Source organism: Capnocytophaga sp. oral taxon 335 str. F0486 (assembly GCF_000277665.1).
GTDB lineage: Bacteria > Bacteroidota > Bacteroidia > Flavobacteriales > Flavobacteriaceae > Capnocytophaga > Capnocytophaga ochracea.
Genome location: NZ_AKFR01000031.1, coordinates 230,402 through 249,894 on the forward strand (window position 1 = coordinate 230,402; position 19,493 = coordinate 249,894).

18 protein-coding genes are annotated in these 19,493 nt (G+C 38.7%); 6 read left to right on the top strand and 12 right to left on the bottom strand.

Annotated features, from left to right (window positions below):
* Window positions 1–11 precede the first annotated feature (11 nt).
* From HMPREF1320_RS07140 to HMPREF1320_RS07195, 12 genes are all read right to left on the bottom strand, one after another.
* On the bottom strand, window positions 12–506 hold the full coding sequence (locus tag HMPREF1320_RS07140) for a phosphoribosyltransferase family protein (RefSeq protein WP_009418135.1): 495 nt from the start codon (window positions 504–506) through the stop codon (window positions 12–14).
* A gap of 82 nt (window positions 507–588) precedes the next feature.
* A complete protein-coding gene (locus HMPREF1320_RS07145; RefSeq protein WP_009417953.1) occupies window positions 589–1,776 on the bottom strand; it encodes a leucine-rich repeat domain-containing protein in 1,188 nt (395 codons plus the stop codon).
* A 132-nt stretch (window positions 1,777–1,908) separates the two neighbouring features.
* Window positions 1,909–3,774, bottom strand: a complete 1,866-nt coding sequence (yidC, locus tag HMPREF1320_RS07150) for a membrane protein insertase YidC (protein WP_009418014.1) — start codon at window positions 3,772–3,774, stop codon at window positions 1,909–1,911.
* A gap of 21 nt (window positions 3,775–3,795) precedes the next feature.
* A complete protein-coding gene (locus tag HMPREF1320_RS07155; protein ID WP_009418076.1) occupies window positions 3,796–5,415 on the bottom strand; it encodes a CTP synthase in 1,620 nt (539 codons plus the stop codon).
* 424 nt (window positions 5,416–5,839) lie between these two features.
* Window positions 5,840–7,600 carry a MutS-related protein gene (locus HMPREF1320_RS07160; RefSeq protein WP_034554335.1) on the bottom strand — a complete coding sequence of 587 codons (1,761 nt, stop codon included), beginning with the start codon at window positions 7,598–7,600 and terminating at the stop codon, window positions 5,840–5,842.
* Between the two features lie 2 nt (window positions 7,601–7,602).
* Complete coding sequence (rodA, locus tag HMPREF1320_RS07165; RefSeq protein WP_009418146.1) at window positions 7,603–8,892, bottom strand: rod shape-determining protein RodA; 1,290 nt, start codon at window positions 8,890–8,892, stop codon at window positions 7,603–7,605.
* A 17-nt stretch (window positions 8,893–8,909) separates the two neighbouring features.
* The gene (locus tag HMPREF1320_RS07170; RefSeq protein WP_009418069.1) at window positions 8,910–9,152 is read right to left on the bottom strand and encodes a DUF6327 family protein; all 243 of its coding nucleotides are present in this window, start codon (window positions 9,150–9,152) and stop codon (window positions 8,910–8,912) included.
* The gene (locus HMPREF1320_RS07175; RefSeq protein WP_009418021.1) at window positions 9,139–9,507 is read right to left on the bottom strand and encodes a phage holin family protein; all 369 of its coding nucleotides are present in this window, start codon (window positions 9,505–9,507) and stop codon (window positions 9,139–9,141) included. Before HMPREF1320_RS07175 ends, HMPREF1320_RS07170 begins: the two co-directional genes overlap by 14 nt.
* 6 nt (window positions 9,508–9,513) lie before the next feature.
* On the bottom strand, window positions 9,514–9,840 hold the full coding sequence (locus HMPREF1320_RS07180) for a YtxH domain-containing protein (RefSeq protein WP_009418037.1): 327 nt from the start codon (window positions 9,838–9,840) through the stop codon (window positions 9,514–9,516).
* Between the two features lie 113 nt (window positions 9,841–9,953).
* Window positions 9,954–10,181, bottom strand: coding sequence for a hypothetical protein (locus HMPREF1320_RS07185; protein WP_012796932.1), 228 nt, complete (start codon window positions 10,179–10,181; stop codon window positions 9,954–9,956).
* Between the two features lie 2 nt (window positions 10,182–10,183).
* Complete coding sequence (locus HMPREF1320_RS07190) at window positions 10,184–11,515, bottom strand: MFS transporter (RefSeq protein ID WP_009417929.1); 1,332 nt, start codon at window positions 11,513–11,515, stop codon at window positions 10,184–10,186.
* Between the two features lies 1 nt (window position 11,516).
* On the bottom strand, window positions 11,517–12,452 hold the full coding sequence (locus HMPREF1320_RS07195; RefSeq protein ID WP_009417979.1) for a DUF368 domain-containing protein: 936 nt from the start codon (window positions 12,450–12,452) through the stop codon (window positions 11,517–11,519).
* A 684-nt stretch (window positions 12,453–13,136) separates the two neighbouring features.
* Here HMPREF1320_RS07195 and HMPREF1320_RS07200 point away from each other — a divergent pair.
* The 6 genes from HMPREF1320_RS07200 to HMPREF1320_RS07225 all read left to right on the top strand — a co-directional run bounded on the left by HMPREF1320_RS07200 (window position 13,137) and on the right by HMPREF1320_RS07225 (window position 19,349).
* Window positions 13,137–14,195 carry an NAD(P)/FAD-dependent oxidoreductase gene (locus tag HMPREF1320_RS07200; protein WP_009418138.1) on the top strand — a complete coding sequence of 353 codons (1,059 nt, stop codon included), beginning with the start codon at window positions 13,137–13,139 and terminating at the stop codon, window positions 14,193–14,195.
* 66 nt (window positions 14,196–14,261) lie between these two features.
* Window positions 14,262–14,513: a hypothetical protein gene (locus HMPREF1320_RS07205; RefSeq protein WP_009417916.1), complete on the top strand. Its 252-nt coding sequence runs from the start codon at window positions 14,262–14,264 to the stop codon at window positions 14,511–14,513.
* Window positions 14,503–14,856, top strand: a complete 354-nt coding sequence (locus HMPREF1320_RS07210) for a hypothetical protein (RefSeq protein ID WP_009417976.1) — start codon at window positions 14,503–14,505, stop codon at window positions 14,854–14,856. The genes HMPREF1320_RS07205 and HMPREF1320_RS07210 overlap by 11 nt, the downstream gene beginning before the upstream one ends.
* A 32-nt stretch (window positions 14,857–14,888) precedes the next feature.
* On the top strand, window positions 14,889–16,001 hold the full coding sequence (locus tag HMPREF1320_RS07215) for an RHS repeat protein (RefSeq protein WP_009418019.1): 1,113 nt from the start codon (window positions 14,889–14,891) through the stop codon (window positions 15,999–16,001).
* Window positions 16,002–16,337 (top strand): 2Fe-2S iron-sulfur cluster-binding protein, encoded by a 336-nt coding sequence (locus tag HMPREF1320_RS07220; RefSeq protein WP_002672959.1) that lies wholly within the window; start codon window positions 16,002–16,004, stop codon window positions 16,335–16,337.
* Window positions 16,338–16,421: 84 nt separating this feature from the next.
* A complete protein-coding gene (locus HMPREF1320_RS07225; protein WP_009417958.1) occupies window positions 16,422–19,349 on the top strand; it encodes a M16 family metallopeptidase in 2,928 nt (975 codons plus the stop codon).
* The last annotated feature ends 144 nt before the right edge of the window (window positions 19,350–19,493 follow it).

The window sequence follows — 19,493 nt, forward strand, 5'->3', positions numbered from 1 at the left end:
AGATTAGCTTATTAATTTGATAAATCAACACTATAGTTACTTGTGTCGAATGTTACCGAAACGTGTTCTTGCAGTGAAGTAGATAGTGATATGCCTTTAAAATCGGCTTTTACAGGATAGTCCTTGTGATTGCGATTAACTAATACAGCGGTAGTAAGTCGCTTTAAAGGGACTTCCAAGAAGTGTTTTACCCCATAGATGAGCGTACGTCCTGAATTGAGCACATCGTCTACCACTATCACTGCTTTATTGGTGTATTGTTCCGCAGGAATAGAAGTAGCAGTGCCTGCCAATGGGTTCTTCTTATCCATTATAATTTGGCATAAAACTACTTTCAGAGGGGCTATACTTGCAAGTGCTACCGCAAGTTTCTCAGCAAACACATAGCCATTGCCATTAATGCCTGCTAGCACAATCTCCTCTTCATTGAGGTGTGTTTCGTAAATCTGATAAGCAATCCGTCTTATCTTGTGTTCAATATCAGTGTGGTTTAATATCTGTGTCATTGTATACTTTTTTATATAATGTGCCAAAGATACAAATTGTATTGCTAAAAAGCAAGAAAAAATAGGTTATCTATCAAATAACTTATTTAATAGCTTGTATTTTATCGGCAAATTTATTCCAACCATCAGCCTTTTTATAAGTCTCTACACTATTAGCAGGCACATAAATAGCATTAAGCTCAGTATCGATAAAAGTACCAGCCCAACTGTCGATGTTTATGGAGGGAGGTGTACCTCCTTTTAAAGTAACCGACTTTAATGCTGAGCATCCAGCTAAAGCACCATCTCCTATACTTTTTACAGTATTAGGAATAGTAATAGAAGTTAAACCTGCTCCTAAAAAAGTATCATTCTCAATGCTAGTAATGCTATTATTATCGGGGAAGGTGAATGTCTTCAATGCAGAACACGAACTAAAAGCACTTTTTCCTATATTTGTTACAGTATTAGGAATGGCAATAGAAGGTAAAGACATACAAGAACTGAAGGCGCCATTACCTATGCTTGTTACGGTATTAGGGATAGTAACCGAGGTCAAAGCTTCACAATTCATAAAAGTAGAATCTTCAATTTTTGTTATTCCCTTAGGAATTACTATAGAGGTTATAGCCTTACAGTTTCTAAAAGCACCCTCTCCTATGCTTCTTACAGTAGTAGGAATAACTAAGGAAGTAAGCTTTTGACAATCAAAAAAAGCGTCTTTCTCTATACTTGTTACAGTAGTAGGGATAGTAAACGATTTTAAGGCAGGGCACGAAAAAGCGCGCTCTCCTATGGTTACTAAACCTTTGTCAGGAATAGTAATTTTGGCTAAATTGGTACATTGGGAAAAAGCCGCATATCCTACGCTTGTAACACTGCCCGGGATGGTAACCGAAGTTAAGCCTCCACACCACGCAAAAGAACCCTCTTCTATGCTTGTTATCCCCTCAGGAATAACAATCGAAGTTAATTTTGAACAGCTCTTAAAAGCACATTTCCCCATTTTCTTTAAGCCTTTGGGCAAAGTCACTGAGGTTATTTCTCGGTGTTCTGCAAAAGCATAATCTGAGATAGCAGTTACTTTGCTCAGCATCTCGTCTGCTGCCATATCAATGGTAGTTTCTTCATCAGTAAGCCATTTCACTAATGTTGAGCCATCTTCAGTAATTTCAAAATTCTCGTAAATCTTAGTTTTTAGCTCCTTAGGAGCGTCATCGCCTCCTTTCCCACAATTGCTAACAGTCAGTGCTACTAGCACTGCTACTGCTATAAGAATAACTTTTCTCATCGTTTTTTAATTATTAATCTTCTTTCCTACTCTGTTAAAGACTTTTGGGATATTCTCCACAACTTATAAAGTACTCCATCTCCCTTATGTTAAGGGCTCGGAGTACCTTATAATTATTTTTTAATCCTTCGGTTATCTCTTCTGTTGTGCCTTGCGTTGGGCTTCGGCTTGCTCCATCATCTCACGCATCTTGGCTTGGAATTTACTTTCCTTCTTAGGTTTTTTCTTGTTTTCTTGTATCTGTGCGTGAATCTTCTGCTCGTCTATAATCCAATACTTGATAGCCAACATAATGCCTATGGTCAATAGGTTAGATATAAAGTAGTACAAACTCAGTCCGCTGGCGTAGTTGTTAAAGAAGAACAACATCATCACTGGTGATAAGTAGATGAGGAACTTCATATTAGGCATCCCAGGTTGCTGAGGTTGTGCAGTCTGTGCCATTGTCATCATTGAGTAGATGAAAATAGCCACAGAAGCCAACAATGGAAACAGACTCACGTGACTTCCGTAGAACGGTATAGAGAAAGGAAGTTCAAAAATAGCATCGTATGACGATAGGTCGTGAGCCCATAAAAAACTCTTTTGTCTCAACCCAAATTCGGTAGGGAAGAAGTTAAAGAGTGCTAAGAACACAGGCAACTGTAACAGAGCAGGAATACAACCGCTGAGCGGGTTCACACCTGCTTTGTTGTAGAGTGCCATAGTTTCTTGTTGGCGTTTCATAGGTTCTTCATATTTCTTGTTGATTTCCTCAATCTCAGGGCGCAATACCTTCATCTTAGCCTGCGATACGTACGATTTGTAAACGATAGGCGACAATAATAAACGCACGATAATAGTCATCAAGATAATCACCAATCCTACCGAGAAATAATCAGTGAGGAAGTTGTAAAGCGGAATGAACAACCATTTGTTGAGCCAACCAAAAATACCCCAGCCTAACGGAATGAGCTCAGTAAGTTCATACTTGTCATTGTACTGTTTGAGCACGTTGTAATCGCTAGGTCCAAAATAGAAGTGCAACGACTCGCTTAGCTCTCCGCTTTTCGCTTGTATAGGCAAAGAAGTAAGGAAGTTCTTGGTATATTTTACATCTTTTCCTTCGCTCATAGCGATATTGTGAGAAACAAAATCGCCTTTGGCAAACGGGTTGTCAGAAATGAGCACCGATGTAAACAAGTGCTGTTTGTAAGCCACCCAGTTCACTTTCTCTTCTTTTTGCTCGTCATTACCTCCTTGACTTAAGCGGTTAATGCGGTCGCCGTCGTACTGCACCGTCGCTTGCGTATAACGGTTTTCATAGGTGACGCTCTTCTCCATACGGCGTGCCTGTAACTTCCAGTCGATATTCATAGGCTTAGAAGTATTCACAACACCCGATAAACCTTGTGAGCGCACTGCCACGTCCAACATATAACCCTCTTTTGGTAGGGTGTACACATATTCTAAATAAGCGTTTTCTGAAGTTTTGAGCTTCATCGAAAGCACTTTGTTGCCGTTGTTTTCGCTTAGCGTGGGCTCAAAGTACAAGTCTTTAGAACTTAGGGTTTGGTTCTGAGCAGTAGTAAAACTGAGGTTAAAAGTAGCATTCCAATCTTTAATTAAGTAAACAGGTAAAGAATCATAAGTTTTAAATTCTTTGAGCAAAACCTCCTTGGGTTGTCCGCCTCGGTTGCTGATAGTGAGCTTGATGTCTTTGTTTTCCAATACAGTTACCCCGTCTTTTGCCGACGGTAGAGTAGCCGAATAGGCAAAAGCACCTAAGTTGGCTTTGTACTTTTCTAAGGCTACCGAATCAGTAGGGATACCTTGAAAGGTAGCGGTATGGGTGTCTTTTTGGGTGTTAGTAGCTTGGTTTGCTTGTTGTTCTTGTTGAGCTTTGCGTTTAGCTAATTCTTCTTCACTTGGTTTATTGTTATTCATAAACCACATCAAAAGTATAAAAATCAAGGTAAAACCTATAATACTCTTTAAATCGAATTTTTTTTCTTCCATATAAGTGTTTTTATCCGTGTTTTAGTTCTTTTTTAGTTTATTGTTTAAGGCTGCCCTCACAAAAGCTACAAATAGCGGATGCGGATTGGCAACGGTGCTCTTATATTCGGGGTGATACTGTACGCCCACAAACCAAGGGTGATTTGGCAATTCTATCACTTCCACCAAACCCGTATCGGGGTTGATACCAGTGCACTGCAAGCCTGCCTTTTCGAGCTGTTCTTTATAGTCGTTGTTAAATTCATAGCGGTGGCGGTGTCGTTCCGAAATCTCTTTCTTGCCATAGGCTTCGTATATCTTACTGCCTTTGCTAAGCTCACAAGCCCAAGCCCCCAGGCGCATAGTGCCTCCTTTGTGAGTAATTTCCTTCTGACTTTCCATCAAGCTGATTACCGGATAAGGTGTTTGCTCATTCATTTCGGTAGAATTAGCCCCTTTAAGTCCAGCTATGTGTCGGGCAAATTCAATGACTGCCATTTGCATTCCAAGGCAAATTCCCAAAAACGGAATGCGGTGTTCACGCACGTATTCAATAGCTTTTATCTTGCCTTCAATACCGCGCCCGCCAAAACCTGGGGCTACGAGCACAGCATCCAAATGACCTAATTTGGCTTCTATATTTTCTTCATTGAGGTGTTCTGAATGAATACTCTCCACATCCACGCGCACTTCGTTCGCCGCTCCGGCGTGTATAAAGGCTTCTAAAATCGACTTATACGCATCTTGTAACTCTACGTATTTGCCTACTAACCCTACTTTTATGCGGTGTTTGGGGTTCTTGTAGCGTTGCAAAAAAGTGTTCCATTGGGTGAGGTCGGGTTCGTTTTTACAAGGGAGGTTCAACTTCTTGAGTGCCACTTTGTCCAACCCTTCTAAAAGCATCATATTGGGTACATCGTAAATAGTAGGCACATCAATAGACTGGATTACTGCCTCTCGCTTCACATTGCAGAAAAGCGCCAGCTTGTATCGAAGCTCGTCCGAAAGTTCGTGTTCGGTACGGCAAACCAGTATATCGGCTTGAATACCGCTTTCCATCAGGGTTTTCACGCTGTGTTGCGTAGGTTTAGTTTTCAGTTCACCCGCCGCAGCAAGGTAAGGTACTAAGGTAAGATGTATCACGATGCCATTGTGCTCTCCCAAGTCCCACAAAAGCTGTCTTACTGATTCTATATAAGGCAACGATTCAATGTCGCCCACCGTACCACCTATTTCGGTAATCACAATGTCGTATTCGCCTGTTTTGCCAAGTATCTGAATGCGTTCCTTAATTTCGTTGGTAATGTGTGGTATTACTTGCACCGTTTTGCCCAAGAACTCGCCACGGCGTTCTTTCTCGATAACGCTTTGGTAAACGCGTCCTGTGGTTACATTATTAGCCTGTGAAGTGTGTACGTTTAGGAAGCGTTCATAATGTCCCAAGTCGAGGTCAGTCTCAGCACCGTCTTCGGTCACGAAACATTCGCCGTGTTCATAAGGGTTGAGCGTACCAGGGTCTACATTGATGTAAGGGTCAAATTTTTGTATCGTCACCCTATAGCCACGAGCCTGCAAGAGCTTGGCAAGCGAAGCCGCAATGATGCCCTTCCCCAAAGAAGAAGTTACGCCCCCAGTTACAAATATATATTTGGTATTTGCCATTTCTATTTAATTTGGTGCAAAGGTAGTGAATAATTACCAACTAACAATATTTAAAGCCTAAAATGTTAGTTTAAAGGCATAAAAAAAAGAAGAAACTTGCCTTACACGTTCAAGTATTCTTCTACTTAGTACTAACTTAGCTACACTCTTCCTTCGTTCATTGTTTGTCTTTTGTTCGTTCTTCCTTCGTCTTTTGTTCGTTCTTTGTTCGTCTTTTGTTCGTTGTAGACCCACTGTAGAGCCACTGTAGAGCCACTGTAGACCCACTCTTTGTTCGTTTATCCTATAAGCTTCCTATAATCCTCTCCCAATTTCACCATTCACCATTAACAACACTTCCTATTTGCTAATTCTCAAATCTGCTAATTTGCTAATCTTTATTTGGTATTCTGGCATTTTTGGTATTATTGGCATTAATTCGGTATTACCTAATGATTCCCAATTTCTTCATCAAGAAAGTAGCATTTTTGTTTTGGCAAACACCTTCTCTTAACTTATAGTCGAAAGTGAGTTCTCCATTGGTGATGTCAGACTCAAAGCATTTATTTTGAAGTTGATGAGGATATTGTTCAGTAAGTTTACACACTTCTATATCGTGAGTAGCCAGCACACCCAAAGCTTGTAAGGAAAGCAATCGTTCGATAATCTTAATAGTGCCGTACTGTTTGTCTTCTGAATTAGTACCCCGTAGTACTTCGTCCAAGAGTACAAAGCAACGTTCGTCCTCTAAGGTCTCCATTATCTGCTGTATACGATTGATTTCAGCAAAGAAATACGATTTGCCGTCGTTAAGCGAATCAGCAAGACGCATAGAGACGAGCAAACGCAAAGGGTGTACATTGGCTTTGCGCGCACAAACAGGTAACCCAACAAGGGTAAGCAACATATTAACCCCCAAAGTGCGCAAGAAAGTACTCTTACCCGACATATTAGAGCCTGTAAGCAATACAAAAGCGTGCTTGTCCAACGTAATATCATTGGTAATCCGATGTTCAGAAGGGATAAGCGGGTGTCCTACGGCTTCAAAAGCTATTTTATAATCATTATTGAGGGTAGGATAAACAAATTCAGGGTTGTTATAACTAAAATTAGCAAAACTGCACAACACTTCCGTTTCCCCCACCGACTCTAACCATTCTTCAATACAGCTTGCATATTGCGCCTTCCATTGCAAAAGTTGCTGATAACGATGTACGTGATAAAAAGAGAAAAGGTTTAGGGGTATAGAGACTAATATATTACTCACGTTATCCAAATCGTCTAACAATCGGGAAAGTTGAGCTATTTTAGCGCTTGCTTGTTTGTTTTTCTCAGGGAAACGCGCTTCTACTTGCGCAATACACTCCTTAAAAGCATATAACATCGTATAAGTACGCTCAAAACCGAGTTTTTCTTTCGTCATTTTACCAATAAAAGAGAAAAACAGTAGTAAGTTTACAGTGATTAAGAGCTTTCCAACGCTTTTTAGTAGTTCATTGTCGTTCCCATATCCTATCAAAAGACTTATGATAAGGAATATAGGTAGAACAATGAGAGTATATTGCATTGTTTTGCTCAATAGTTTTGCAGTACTGCTTGCCCAAGTGCGTAGTTTAATGTAAAAATCTTTGCTGTCATCTATTTGTTGAGCATAAGCAGTAAAGGTTTGTCGCCAGCTTAAGTCGAGAGTAAGTGCTTTTATCTGTTCTTGTGTGTTGATAATGTCCTCAGAAGAAGGAGAGAGAAGTCGCTTGGCTAAAAGTTTTTTGCCTAAGAAAGTATGCGTACGGTTAAGATAATGATAAAGTGAATGTTCACCTAAAATATCCAAATCGTAAGCATAAGGGTGGTTTTCTTCTTGAAAATCTTTGCCGTTATCGGTGAAGAAAGTATGTTGTTCTAAAAATGCAATTTCTTGCTCATTGAGGCGTATTTTTGTTTGGGCAATACTGCGCAACGTACTTATTTTCTTGTGTTTTACTATCAAGAGAAGGAAAACCACAATAGTAAGCATACAAAATAGCCCCATTACTACTGATGGAGCTTTTATAAGTTTGTATACTGACCAAATGATAAGTAGCATTTCAGCTAATCGGAGGAAGCTAATTTGGTTGTATTGTTTAGTAAGTTTTAGGTATTGCTGTGTTGCCTCTGAAAGTTTTTCTTTATATGAATTTGTTGTCATTCGTAATTTGTCATTCGTCATTATTATCGAATCCAATCGTTCAGTCTGTTAGCATCTAATCGTAAGAAGATAAACAGCAGAATAGTAAACGCCCAAAGCCCAGAACCTCCGTAACTGAAGAAAGGCAACGGAATCCCAATGGTAGGAATTAAGCTAATCACCATACCGACATTGATACAGAAATGCACAAACAGTATTGATACCACACAATACCCATACACCCTGTTAAACTTAGATTTCTGTCGCTCGGCAAGTACTATAAGTCGCAATAGTAAAAATGAGAAGAGTATGACCACTAAGGCAGTACCCATAAAGCCCCATTCTTCACCTACGGTCGTGAAGATATAGTCGGTATGTTGTTCAGGGATAAAGCTACCTTTGGTACGAGTACCTTCCAAGAAACCTTTCCCAAAAGTACCTCCTGAGGTTATCGCCGATTCAGCCATATTAGTATTATAGGCAAAGTCGCGCTTCATTGCAGCTATCTTCTGAGGGTCAGTTTCAAGACGTAGCCATAAGTTCAAACGATTGCGGTGGTGTTGTTTGAGTACGTTATCGTATACTGGGTGCGTAACAAACGCCGTAAGCAAGCATATAACCGATAAGATAAATATATTTTGAAACGGAATGCGTTTTGTTTTTCTCTTATGCCAAAAGCCGTAAAATCCAATACAAGCTGCACAAGCAAACAGAGTGAAAGTTGTTCCAAACTTTAGTGAGGAAACAAATACTACTCCTGAGAAAAATAGATAGAAGAGTAGGGCAGAGGGCATACCTTCGCGGAAAAGTACAAAAGCTAATGAAAAGAACACCAATAAGCTCCCTACGTCGGGTTGTAATAAGATGAGTACGGCAGGAATACAAATAATTGCAATAGCCCGTAAGAGGTCAGGAGTACGGCGAATATCGGTGTGGATATCGCTCACATAACGCGAAAAGGCAAGAGCTGTAGCTACTTTAGCAAACTCACTGGGTTGTACCGTAACTGATCCAAAGGCATACCAAGCTTTAGCTCCATTTGTCTCTTTACCAAAAATAAACAGTCCGGCTAATAGTATAATAGAAATGATGTAGAATATTACTGAAAAGTTGATATAAAACCTGCTATCTATGGCTAAGATAAAGATAATAAGCAAGAAACTAAGCCCAATAAAAAGCAACTGCTTTCCGTAAAACTGATTGAGGTCGAAGATAGAAGTAACATTTAAGTCGCTGTAAGTAGTGGAAAAGATAGCTATCCAACCACACATTACCAATAGTAAGTATAGTATTACTGAAGTCCAATCGAGGTTCTTTACAAGGCTATGTCTCATTGTAAGTTATAAGTGGGTTATTTGCGTTTTCTTCTGAAAAGGAAAAACATAGCGTATTCAATAGCTAAGTTTAGCCATCTTCTTTCGTTATACAAAAAAGAAAGCCACGTATGAGCGAGTAAGTTTTTAGGTGTTAAACTCTCTGCCACTGCCGATACTTGATTGGTAAGAGATAGTCGGTCTATTTCCTTTTCTAAGCGCAGTATTTTAAGGTCGTTATCAATTTCTTCGAAAGAGCTATAGATTTTATTCTTCGTCATCGGGTTCAGCTTTAAAATAGATTTCAGAGAGTTTTTCTAATAGAGGCTTCTCAATAAGTTTTTTGCGGAAAGCCAATATTATTACGGCAATCAACACATAGAAAGCTCCTACAATAACAAAACCTAAGGCATTGCTACCAAGTGCTTCACCAATAGCATACGCTCCGGCGAAAGACAAAAAGAACAATACCAACAAACTCGTAAAGGCTACTATAAAAAAGGTTATAAGTCCGTAAGACGATTTACCTATAAACCTAAAAAGGAATAATTTATAGTAAGCTATCTGCGAATTGAGAGCGGTACTTGCTTTTGTAGGAACTTCCTCAAAAGTTTCTTTGATAGAGTGGATAGACATATGTGCTTATTTCTGCAATTTAGCGTTAGCTGCTTTTAAGGCGGCTAATTTCTTTTCTAAGAAAGTAATCACGTCTTCGGCTTTATAGCTTGATTTGGAAAGTAAGGTGTCTACTTTTTCCTCTAAAGAACCTTTTAGTTCCGCTGATTTTTCTTTTACATTCTCAGTTAAACGGTCAAGTTGTTCTTTTAGCTTTTCAGCCTTGTCACTCACGCTATCTTTAATCTTTTCGCGGGTGACTTTACCCTTATCAGGGGCAAAGAGAATACCTAAGCCCACTCCAATAGCAACACCTGTTGCCAATCCTAATAATATGTTTCCTGTTTTTGCCATAATATAATAAATTTTAGTTTTACTTACGATTGAAGTTATTAGTAGTTATACTCTAATAAACGCACAAATATACAAAGTATTTTTGAAACGTGCAAATTTAAAGAAAAAAATAATTACAAATCAAATACAGAGGTGCGTTTAGCAAAGAACAAATCTTTAATTCTTAAAAGTGATGCTAAAAGCAAATATACACCAAACCAAGCTCCTAAGGTGGCAAAGGTACCGTAAATAAAAACAATACGAACGTCTTTGGCACGCATTCCCAACTTCTCGGCTAAACGCGATGATACTGCAAAGCCGTATTTCTCAAGGAAAAACCTAAATTCAGAAAATATCTTCATAATCATTCATTAGCTACACGACTTACTTTTCGCACTTTAAAAAGCAGTAACATTCCTAAAACAAAGAAAACTATTAGTGAAATAGTAGCATTGCGCATATTATTGGTAAATTGGTCTATCATACCATAAACCCCCATTCCTATTACAATACCCAATTTCTCAGTTACATCGTAAAAACTGAAAAAAGAGGTAGTATCTTTAGTTTCGGGTAAATAAGCAGAATAAGTGGAACGTGATAGCGTTTGTATGCCCCCCATTACAAGCCCTACTAAAATAGCTATTGCATAAAACTCAGTAGGTTTATATACGCAATATGAAAGCAAACAGATGCCTACCCATATAACATTAAGCCCAATGAGCACTGCAATATTACCCCATTTGCGCACTGTTAAAACCGTAAGGTGTGCTCCTAAAATAGCTACTAATTGAATAATGAGTACACTTATAATGAGCCCCATAGTGCTTTCTTCGGAGTTTGCCCATTGTATTTCTTGCTCTCCAAAATAAGTGGCTATCAGCATAACGGTTTGTACACCCATACTGTACACAAAGAAAGCAATAAGATACCACTTCAAACGAGGAGAAGCTGAGAGAGATTGCCATACTTTGCGCAGTTCTTTAAAACCGTTGAAAAGAATGCTTTTGCTGAACTCCCCTCTGCCTTTTTTATAAGAGGGGAGATAATAGAAAGGGATACTACTAAAACCTATCCACCATATTCCTACTGTAATAAACGAGATGCGCATAGTGGTGAGAGTAGTTTCAGCATCAGCAGTAGTAAAGCCTACCCATTGTGGTTTCATTACCATTATGAGGTTAAAAATAAGCAATAATACACTACCTGTATACCCTAAGCTGTATCCTTTGGCACTTACAGCGTCGTACTGTTCAGGGAGGGCAATATCGGGTAAATAAGAATTATAGAATACGATACTCCCCCAAAAGCCTACTACGCCACAAAAATAACACAAGAGTCCGAAGTAAATATGTTCTAAGGAAAACCAATATAACCCTACACAAGAAATAGCTCCTAAATAGCAGAAAAAGCGCATAAAGCTCTTTTTATTCCCTAAGTAATCGGCGATACCACTGAGGATAGGGGAGAGTACTACCACTACTGCAAAAGCTAAAGCGGTTACAAAAGCAATCACAGAAGTGCTTTTAATCACCATTCCAAAGAGCTCAATATGGGTGAGCTTTGCAATACGAAATAACAATCCGTAGAAAATAGGGAAGATAGTAGAGACAATAGTGAGAGAATAGACAGAGTTAGCCCAATCGTAAAAAGCCCACGCATTGAGTAGTTTTTTATGTCCTCGTTCTAATGGTTTCATATTAATTTTGAGTGCGTTTTGCGCCTAACTTTTCAATAGAGTAAATCACACAGAAACCTATAATAGCCAATAAGATAGCGGTTAGGATTTGCGGATTGGTATTGGTGATTGTTTTGAAAGCACAAGGCGATATGCTTTTTTCCCATATCACACTGCCATTAGTAGGGTCTGTTTCGAGAGTTTCTTTCCAAGGCCATACTTTGTTTAGTGACCCAATAATAAAGCCTGTGAGTCCTGCAAAGGTAAGGTTTCGGAATTTAGCAAATAACCATTTTAAGGCTTTTGAAAAGCTAAGAATACCTGTGATAGCCCCAATAGCAAAAACGCCAATCACTTTAAAATTCCAAGAACTAAGCGCATCTAAAACAGTGTGATAAGCCCCCAGAAGTACCAATACAAAAGCTCCTGATATACCTGGGAGTATCATAGCGCAAATGGCTAAGGCACCACAGAAAAAGATAAAGATAATACTTTGGTTACTGCCATTTACCAAAGGAGGAACGACGGTGATAATATAAGCAATAATCCCTCCAACTATCATAGTTAAGACAGCGGCGAGATTCCAACGTTTTATTTCTTTTGTTAGGAAAAAGATACTTGCAATCATTAGTCCGAAGAAGAAAGACCATACCATTATGGGGTGATTTTCTAACAACCATTTCATACCTTTGGCAAGCGAAAGGATACTGATACCTATCCCTGCAAAGAGAGCTACAAAAAAGTTCCCATTGATGTGTTTCCAGAAAGCAACTAACCCTTTTGTAAAAAGGAGTTTGAAGGCTTGTAAGTTTACTTTGCTGATAGAATCGACTAACTCCTCATAGATGCCCGAAATGAAGGCAATAGTTCCCCCTGAGACTCCTGGTACTACATCGGCAGCACCCATAGCGAGCCCTTTGAGGGTGATAAAAAAGTAATCTAAGAATGTGCGTTTCATAAAAAACGGTTTCTGTTTCAATATTGAACTTAACGGGTGCAAAAGTAATAAAATAATATTCATTGACCAAAAAGATAGAAGTTTAAAAATCTTTGTTATTCACTTTGGAAGCAAGGTTAATAGTTAATGATTAATGGTTAGTGGTTAGTGGTTAATGGAGAAATTGGCAGAGGATTATATAAAGCTTATAAGAAGCTTATAGGATAAACGAACGATGAGTGGGTCTACAGTGGGTCTACAGTGGGTCTACAACGAACAAAAGACGAAGAAAAGACGAACAATGAACGAACAAATAACAAATTTAAATTAAGGATATAATGGAGGTAAGAAAGAGACTATTGGGAGCTTTCAGCTTTGCCAAAGTTTCAAATTTTGGGAAAGTCCACACTGTGAAAAGGGAGTGTAGCGATGCAAAAACAAAGGTAAGACAGTGTGAGCACACAGGTAGGTGCGAGCTGCACAGGCAGTCGTAGCACGACAGGTATATAATGAAAAGACAAACAATGTACGGACAGAGAGACAAAAGATGAACCTTATGGGATAGTATGCAAAAAGCGTATTAAGAAGATGCTGGTAATCAATAGGTATTTTGGTGAATAGAAATACGGGAAATATACTTATTTTGCTGTTTTGCTTTTTGCTTTTCAGTTTTTTTTAGTAATTTTGCACCCAAAATAACAATGAATGAAAGAAACGGATATCATCATTATAGGGGCGGGACCTACGGGATTGTTTGCTGTGTTTGAGGCAGGATTGCTTAGGTTAAAATGTCATTTGATAGACACGCTGCCTCAGGTGGGCGGTCAGCTTACTGAGTTGTACCCCAAGAAGCCTATTTTTGATATACCAGGATACCCGAGTGTAGGGGCTTCGGAATTAGTGGATAATTTAATGGAGCAAATCAAGCAGTTTCAGCCTGAATTTACGCTTGGTGAAACAGCGATGACTCTTACTAAAAATGATGATGATACTTTTGTGGTTACTACTGATAAAGGCACCCAAATAAAAGGGAAAGCTGTAGCTATTGCAGGAGGATTAGGAACTTTTGAACCTCGCAAGCCTGAACTGCCGAACCTTGAACAATACGAAGATAGGGGAGTGGCTTACTTTGTGAAACACCCTGAGAGTTACGCAGGCAAACACGTGGTGATAGCCGGAGGGGGCGACTCTGCACTCGATTGGAGTATTTACTTAGCCGAGAAAGTAGCAACGGCTTCGGTTACCTTAGTGCACCGCCGTAATGAGTTCCGAGGGGCATTGGATTCGGTTGAGAAAGTGAGAGCCCTCAAAGAGGCGGGGAAAATCAACTTAAAAACGCCTTATGAGGTAGTGGGACTAGGTGGAGAAAAGCATTTGGAATCGGTAGTATTGGAGCAGGAAGGGGGCGAAAGAGAAACTCTTGTAGCTGATGCTTTTATACCTTTGTTTGGACTTACTCCTAAATTAGGACCTATTGCTACGTGGGGCGTGGAGATTGAAAGAAATGCTGTGAAGGTGAACAATGCCTTAGACTACCAAACTTGTATAGAGGGAGTATACGCCATAGGCGACGTGAATACTTACCCAGGGAAACTGAAACTAATACTTTGTGGCTTTCACGAAGCGACCTTAATGTGCCAAAGTGTGTACAACCGCATTTACCCTAATAAAAAATACGTGTTAAAATACACTACGGTAGTGGGTATAGACGGTTTTGATGGGTCTCGGAAAGAGGCTGAAAAGGCAGTGGTGAAAGCGATTTAGATGAGGTAAGAGATAAGAGGTAAAAGGTAAAAGAAATAAAAAAAACTAATGATTAAATAAAAGGATATGCCCATAACACTAACTATTAATGAGACGAGTGCTTCAGCATTGGCTTTTGTGGAATATGCTAAAAAACTTAGTTTTGTACAGTATGCAGAAACAAAGGATGATGAAGCGTTGCCTAAAACTAAACGTTCGCTCACACCTAAAGAACAAAAATTCAAGAAGATGCTTTTGCAAGGAATGAAAGAAGTGAAAGCGGTAAGAGAGGGAAAAATGAAAGCGCGTGATTTAGATGAAGTCCTCAATGAATTGTAAATTTTTATCAGTTGCTACTTTTGATAGAGAACTTAAAAGGTTGAGCAAAAAGTATAAGAGTCTGAAGAAAGATATAGAAAATCTTAAAGCAGAGATAGAGACAAATCCTCTTTTAGGAACAGATTTAGGAGAAGGATATAAGAAGATACGTCTTGAAATAACTTCTAAAAATAAGGGAAAAAGAGGAGGAGGGCGTGTTATCACCCACGAAGTTCTCGTGAATGTAAATGAGAAAGATGAAACAAGAAATATTCTTTTTGCTGTTATTTATGACAAAAGTGAATATGATACAGTGGATATGGATATCGTAAAGGAAATTGTTCAAGAATACTATTCGGAATAATTACTTCTAAAATACTAATAACTAAATATAAAATGAAGAACATAAATGTACTATTAGCAAGTGTCTTATTGGCAGGTAGTGTTTCGCTACACGCCCAAATAGATACTTTGGGTAGTAAATCCCTACAACTGAAAGGAAAAGTAAAGAAAGTAGAGGATTATTCATTTCTTCTGGAAGCGAGTCCGAAAGGTACTAAAACCTTTGATGGGAACACTTATAACGTTTTTCCTTATTCCGAAGAATGGAAGGTGGAAAAAGACGAAAAGAAGTATTCTAAAACTAATATATCTTATCTGTTTGACAACGGAGGGCGCAATCTTGAAATTAAAACCTATAATGCTGAAAATCGACCTTTTGGAGGAATGCGCTTCTTTTATGACAAGAAGGGAAAAATCAATAAAAGTCAGTCGGTGTTTACCTTGGGAGACGGAGAACTGACAGTGAACCGACAGTATTTTTACAATGAGAAGAATCAGTTGGTAAAGATTGATGAGAATGATGGGGTGACCAATGAATGGCTTATCACTATCACGTATAAATACGACGATTTAGGTAACTGCATTGAGAAGAATAAGGTAGCTAGTGTATCGGCATTGGAGAAAGATATTCAACGATATGAGCAGAAGAACCTTGTATTGGAACAGAAAATACGTCCGGAGTACACCAAAGAGAAGTCGTATAAATACAACAATATGAACAAAGTGAGCGAGACAGAGGAAAAAGTGCTCAACAAGAATGTGTTTTTAAAAACAGAGAACCAATACGACAAGGATAAGAATTTAACCAAAGCGACGTATATTAACCAAGCAGGACAAGAGACCGTATGCCAGCACAAATACAACAAAGCAGGGCAACTCATACAGACCATTTGTACGGCTAATGACGATCCTAACTTTTACATAGAGACGAATTATATGTTTAACAAATTTGGGGAGACGCAGACTATTAAAACACGGAAAGGGGTAGCCTCGACCAAAGTGTATGATGAGCACAACTTGCTTACTGCTTATACTACTCCTGATTTCAATTATAAATACCGTTATACTTTTGATAAAATGGGTAACTGGACACAGATTATAATGTTTGAGAACGACAAGCCCGTTTGTGCTCGCGTTCGCAGAATAGAGTACTTCCCCGCAAAATAAATGAACGAGATACATCTTAAAATAACCGATCGCGAGGGGCTTCTATACGAAATAGAAGCCCCTACTGATATGAATATGAACCTTATGGAGGTAATGCGTGCTTATGAAATTGCCCAAGATGGCGAGATAGGTATCTGTGGAGGTATGGCAATGTGCGCCTCTTGCCAGTGTTATATTCAGAATGCAGAAGAGGTGTTGCTTCCTGAGATGTCAGCAGAAGAAGAAGCAATGCTTTCGGAGGCTTTTTACGTGAAACCTAATAGCAGATTAGGTTGCCAAATTCCGATTACACCTGAAATAGATGGTTTGGAAGTGGTATTAGCACCATTTGCATAAGAAAGATAAAAAATATCGAGAAGTATTTTGTAGTTGAGCATTAAATTACTACTTTTGCACAGTTTAAATATTAATTCGCCAAATATGTTAAAAAGGAATCTATTCTTATGGCTCTTTACAGTAGCTATAACATTCGGTGCTTCCGCTCAAAACTATGAGTGGAAAGAAGCTCAAGGAGGCGGTTACACTTATAAATATGTAACGCACGACCCCACTAATGCAAGGTTTTATACCTTGAAAAACGGACTTACAGTTATTTTGAGTCCTACGAATAAAGAACCTCGCATTCAGTGCTATGTAGCTGTGAAAGCAGGTAGTAAAACCGACCCTGCTACTAATACAGGGCTTGCACATTATTTAGAGCATTTGCTCTTTAAGGGAACTGATAAATATGGTTCACTTGATTGGGCTAAGGAAAAAGTAGAACTCGACAAAATCGACGCCCTCTACGAAGAGTACAATCACACCAAAGACCCTGCTAAACGCAAAGCTATCTATAAACTGATAGATTCGGTTTCAGGAGTAGCCAGTAAGTATGCTATCGCTAATGAGTATGACAAGATGATGACTGCTATGGGGGCACAAGGTACCAATGCTTTTACTTCGTTTGAAAAAACAGTATATACTGACGATGTGCCTGCTAATGCTATCAACAAGTACATTACTGTACAAGCTGAACGCTTCCGCAACCCTGTACTGCGTATCTTCCATACTGAATTGGAAGCTGTATACGAAGAGAAAAACCGCTCTTTGGATAGCGATAATAGCGAGGTGTTTGAAACTCTCTTCTCTGAGCTATTCAAAAAGCACAATTATGGCTTGCAAACTACTATCGGTACAGTAGAGCATTTGAAAAATCCTTCACTGAAAGAAATTCGCAAATACTTCCATACTTATTACGTGCCCAACAATATGGCAGTAATATTGGCAGGAGATTTCAACCCCGATACTGTTATCGCTCAAATTGATAAGGCATTTAGCTATATGCAACCCAAAGCAGTGCCTCAATATACTTTTGAGAAAGAAGCTCTTATTACAGCACCTATTATTAAGAAGGTAGTAGGACCCGATGCCGAAAGCGTTTCGATGGCATTCCGCTTGCCTGGTAACCAAGATAAAGATGCCCTCTTAGCCGATTTAGTAGGAGAAATTCTTACTAATGGTAAAGCAGGTCTTATTGACTTGAACCTTGTAAAAAAACAAAAACTCCTTGGGGCAAGTGCCTTTGCTTATACGCTTATAGACTATGGCGTATTATACCTCTCTGGAAGACCTCTACAAGGGCAGTCGTTAGAACAAGTAAAAGACCTTATGTTGGGGGAAATAGAAAACCTCAAAAAAGGTAACTTTGATGATGACCTTATTCCTTCTATCATCAACAACTTGAAAAAGCAAACCATTCAAGGGACTGAGTCTTATGGCAACCGCGCTAATATGCTAATGTCAGCTTTTACTGATAATCTCGACTGGAAAGACCAAGTAGCGTATGTGAACAACCTTTCTAAACTCACCAAAGCTGATATCGTAGCTTTTGCCAATAAATACCTCGGCAATAACTACGTAGCTGTGTATAAAGAGAAAGGAACTCGCCCTAATGTAGAGAAGATTGAAAAACCGGCTATTACTCCCGTTGAGACCAATGCCGATAAACAATCAGCTTTTGTGAAAATGGTGAACGAGATGCCAAGTACTCCTGTAAAGCCTGTTTTCTTAGATTATAATAAAGACCTACAAAAAGGAAAATTAGGCAAAGCAGAAATACTTTACGTGCAAAACAAAGACAATGAATTGTATCGCCTTACTTTCCGTTATAAAGTAGGTACTCTTAATGATTTGAAATTAGCAATGGCTGCTAATTATAGTCAGTTTTTGGGTACTGATAAAAAATCAGCTGAACAGCTTACCAAAGAGTTCTATAAAATAGCTTCAAGCTTTAGAATCTCGGCGGGTGGAGAGTATACCACTGTAAATATAGAAGGTTTGCAAGAAAACTTTGAGACAGCAGTGAAACTTTACGAAGACTTTATTACCAATATTAAAGTAGATGAAGAAGCGCTTAAAGCCTTGAAAGCGCGTGTAGTTAAATCGCGTATAGATGCCAAAGCTAATAGAAATGCTATTATGCAAGCCTTAACAAATTACGCAATGTATGGGGCTAAGAACCAATCTAACTACACCTTCTCTGATGCCGAAATTGAGGCTATTACAGGGAAAGAGTTGGTAGATAAACTCAAGAACCTAAACAATGTAGAGCAAACAGTTATTTATTATGGGCCTGCTACCCTTTCAGAACTTACTAATAAACTAAAAACTTTGCATAAAGTGCCTGCTAAGTTTGCTAAGGTAGCTCCTAAAAAAGAGTTTAAACAAGTAGAGCAAACTAAAAACCAAGTACTCTTTGCCGATTATGAAATGGTACAAGCTGAAACCCGTTGGATACGCAATACCGTTCCTTTCAATCCGGCTGAAAGCACTGTAATTAGTACGTTCAATAACTACTTCGGTGGGGGTATGGGCTCTTTGGTATTCCAAACCATTCGCGAAAGTAAAGCTTTGGCATATAGCACTTATGGGTTCTACGCTTCCCCAAGAAAGAAAGCTGATAAATACTATATGCTTGCCTATGTAGGTTCACAAGCTGATAAGTTTAAAGAAGCCGTTGAAGCAATGAATGAACTGCTCAATACAATGCCTGAATTGCCTGCTAATCTCCAATTAGCTAAACTACAAATCAAGCAAGAAATAGAAACCGAGCGCATTACACAAGACGGTATTATTTATAGCTATTTAGCCGCACAAGAATTGGGTCTTAAAGACGATATACGCAAGCAAGTATATCAAAATGTAGATGGTATTACAATGAAAGACATCAAAGCTTTCCACGACAAATATCTCTCTAAAAAACCTTATACTTATGTGATTTTAGCTTCTGAAAAGAAACTCTCAAAAGATGACCTCCAAAAAATAGGAGACTTTAAAAAGCTTTCATTAGAAGAACTCTTCGGATATTAGAATAAGAAATTATTTTTTATTTCTCATAATCAGTGTTAAAGTCGCACGACTTTAACACTGATTATTTATATATAATATACTCATTTACAATACTCAGTTAAAATATTTTAAAGATTTGTGATAAAAATATTTGGTAGTTATTAT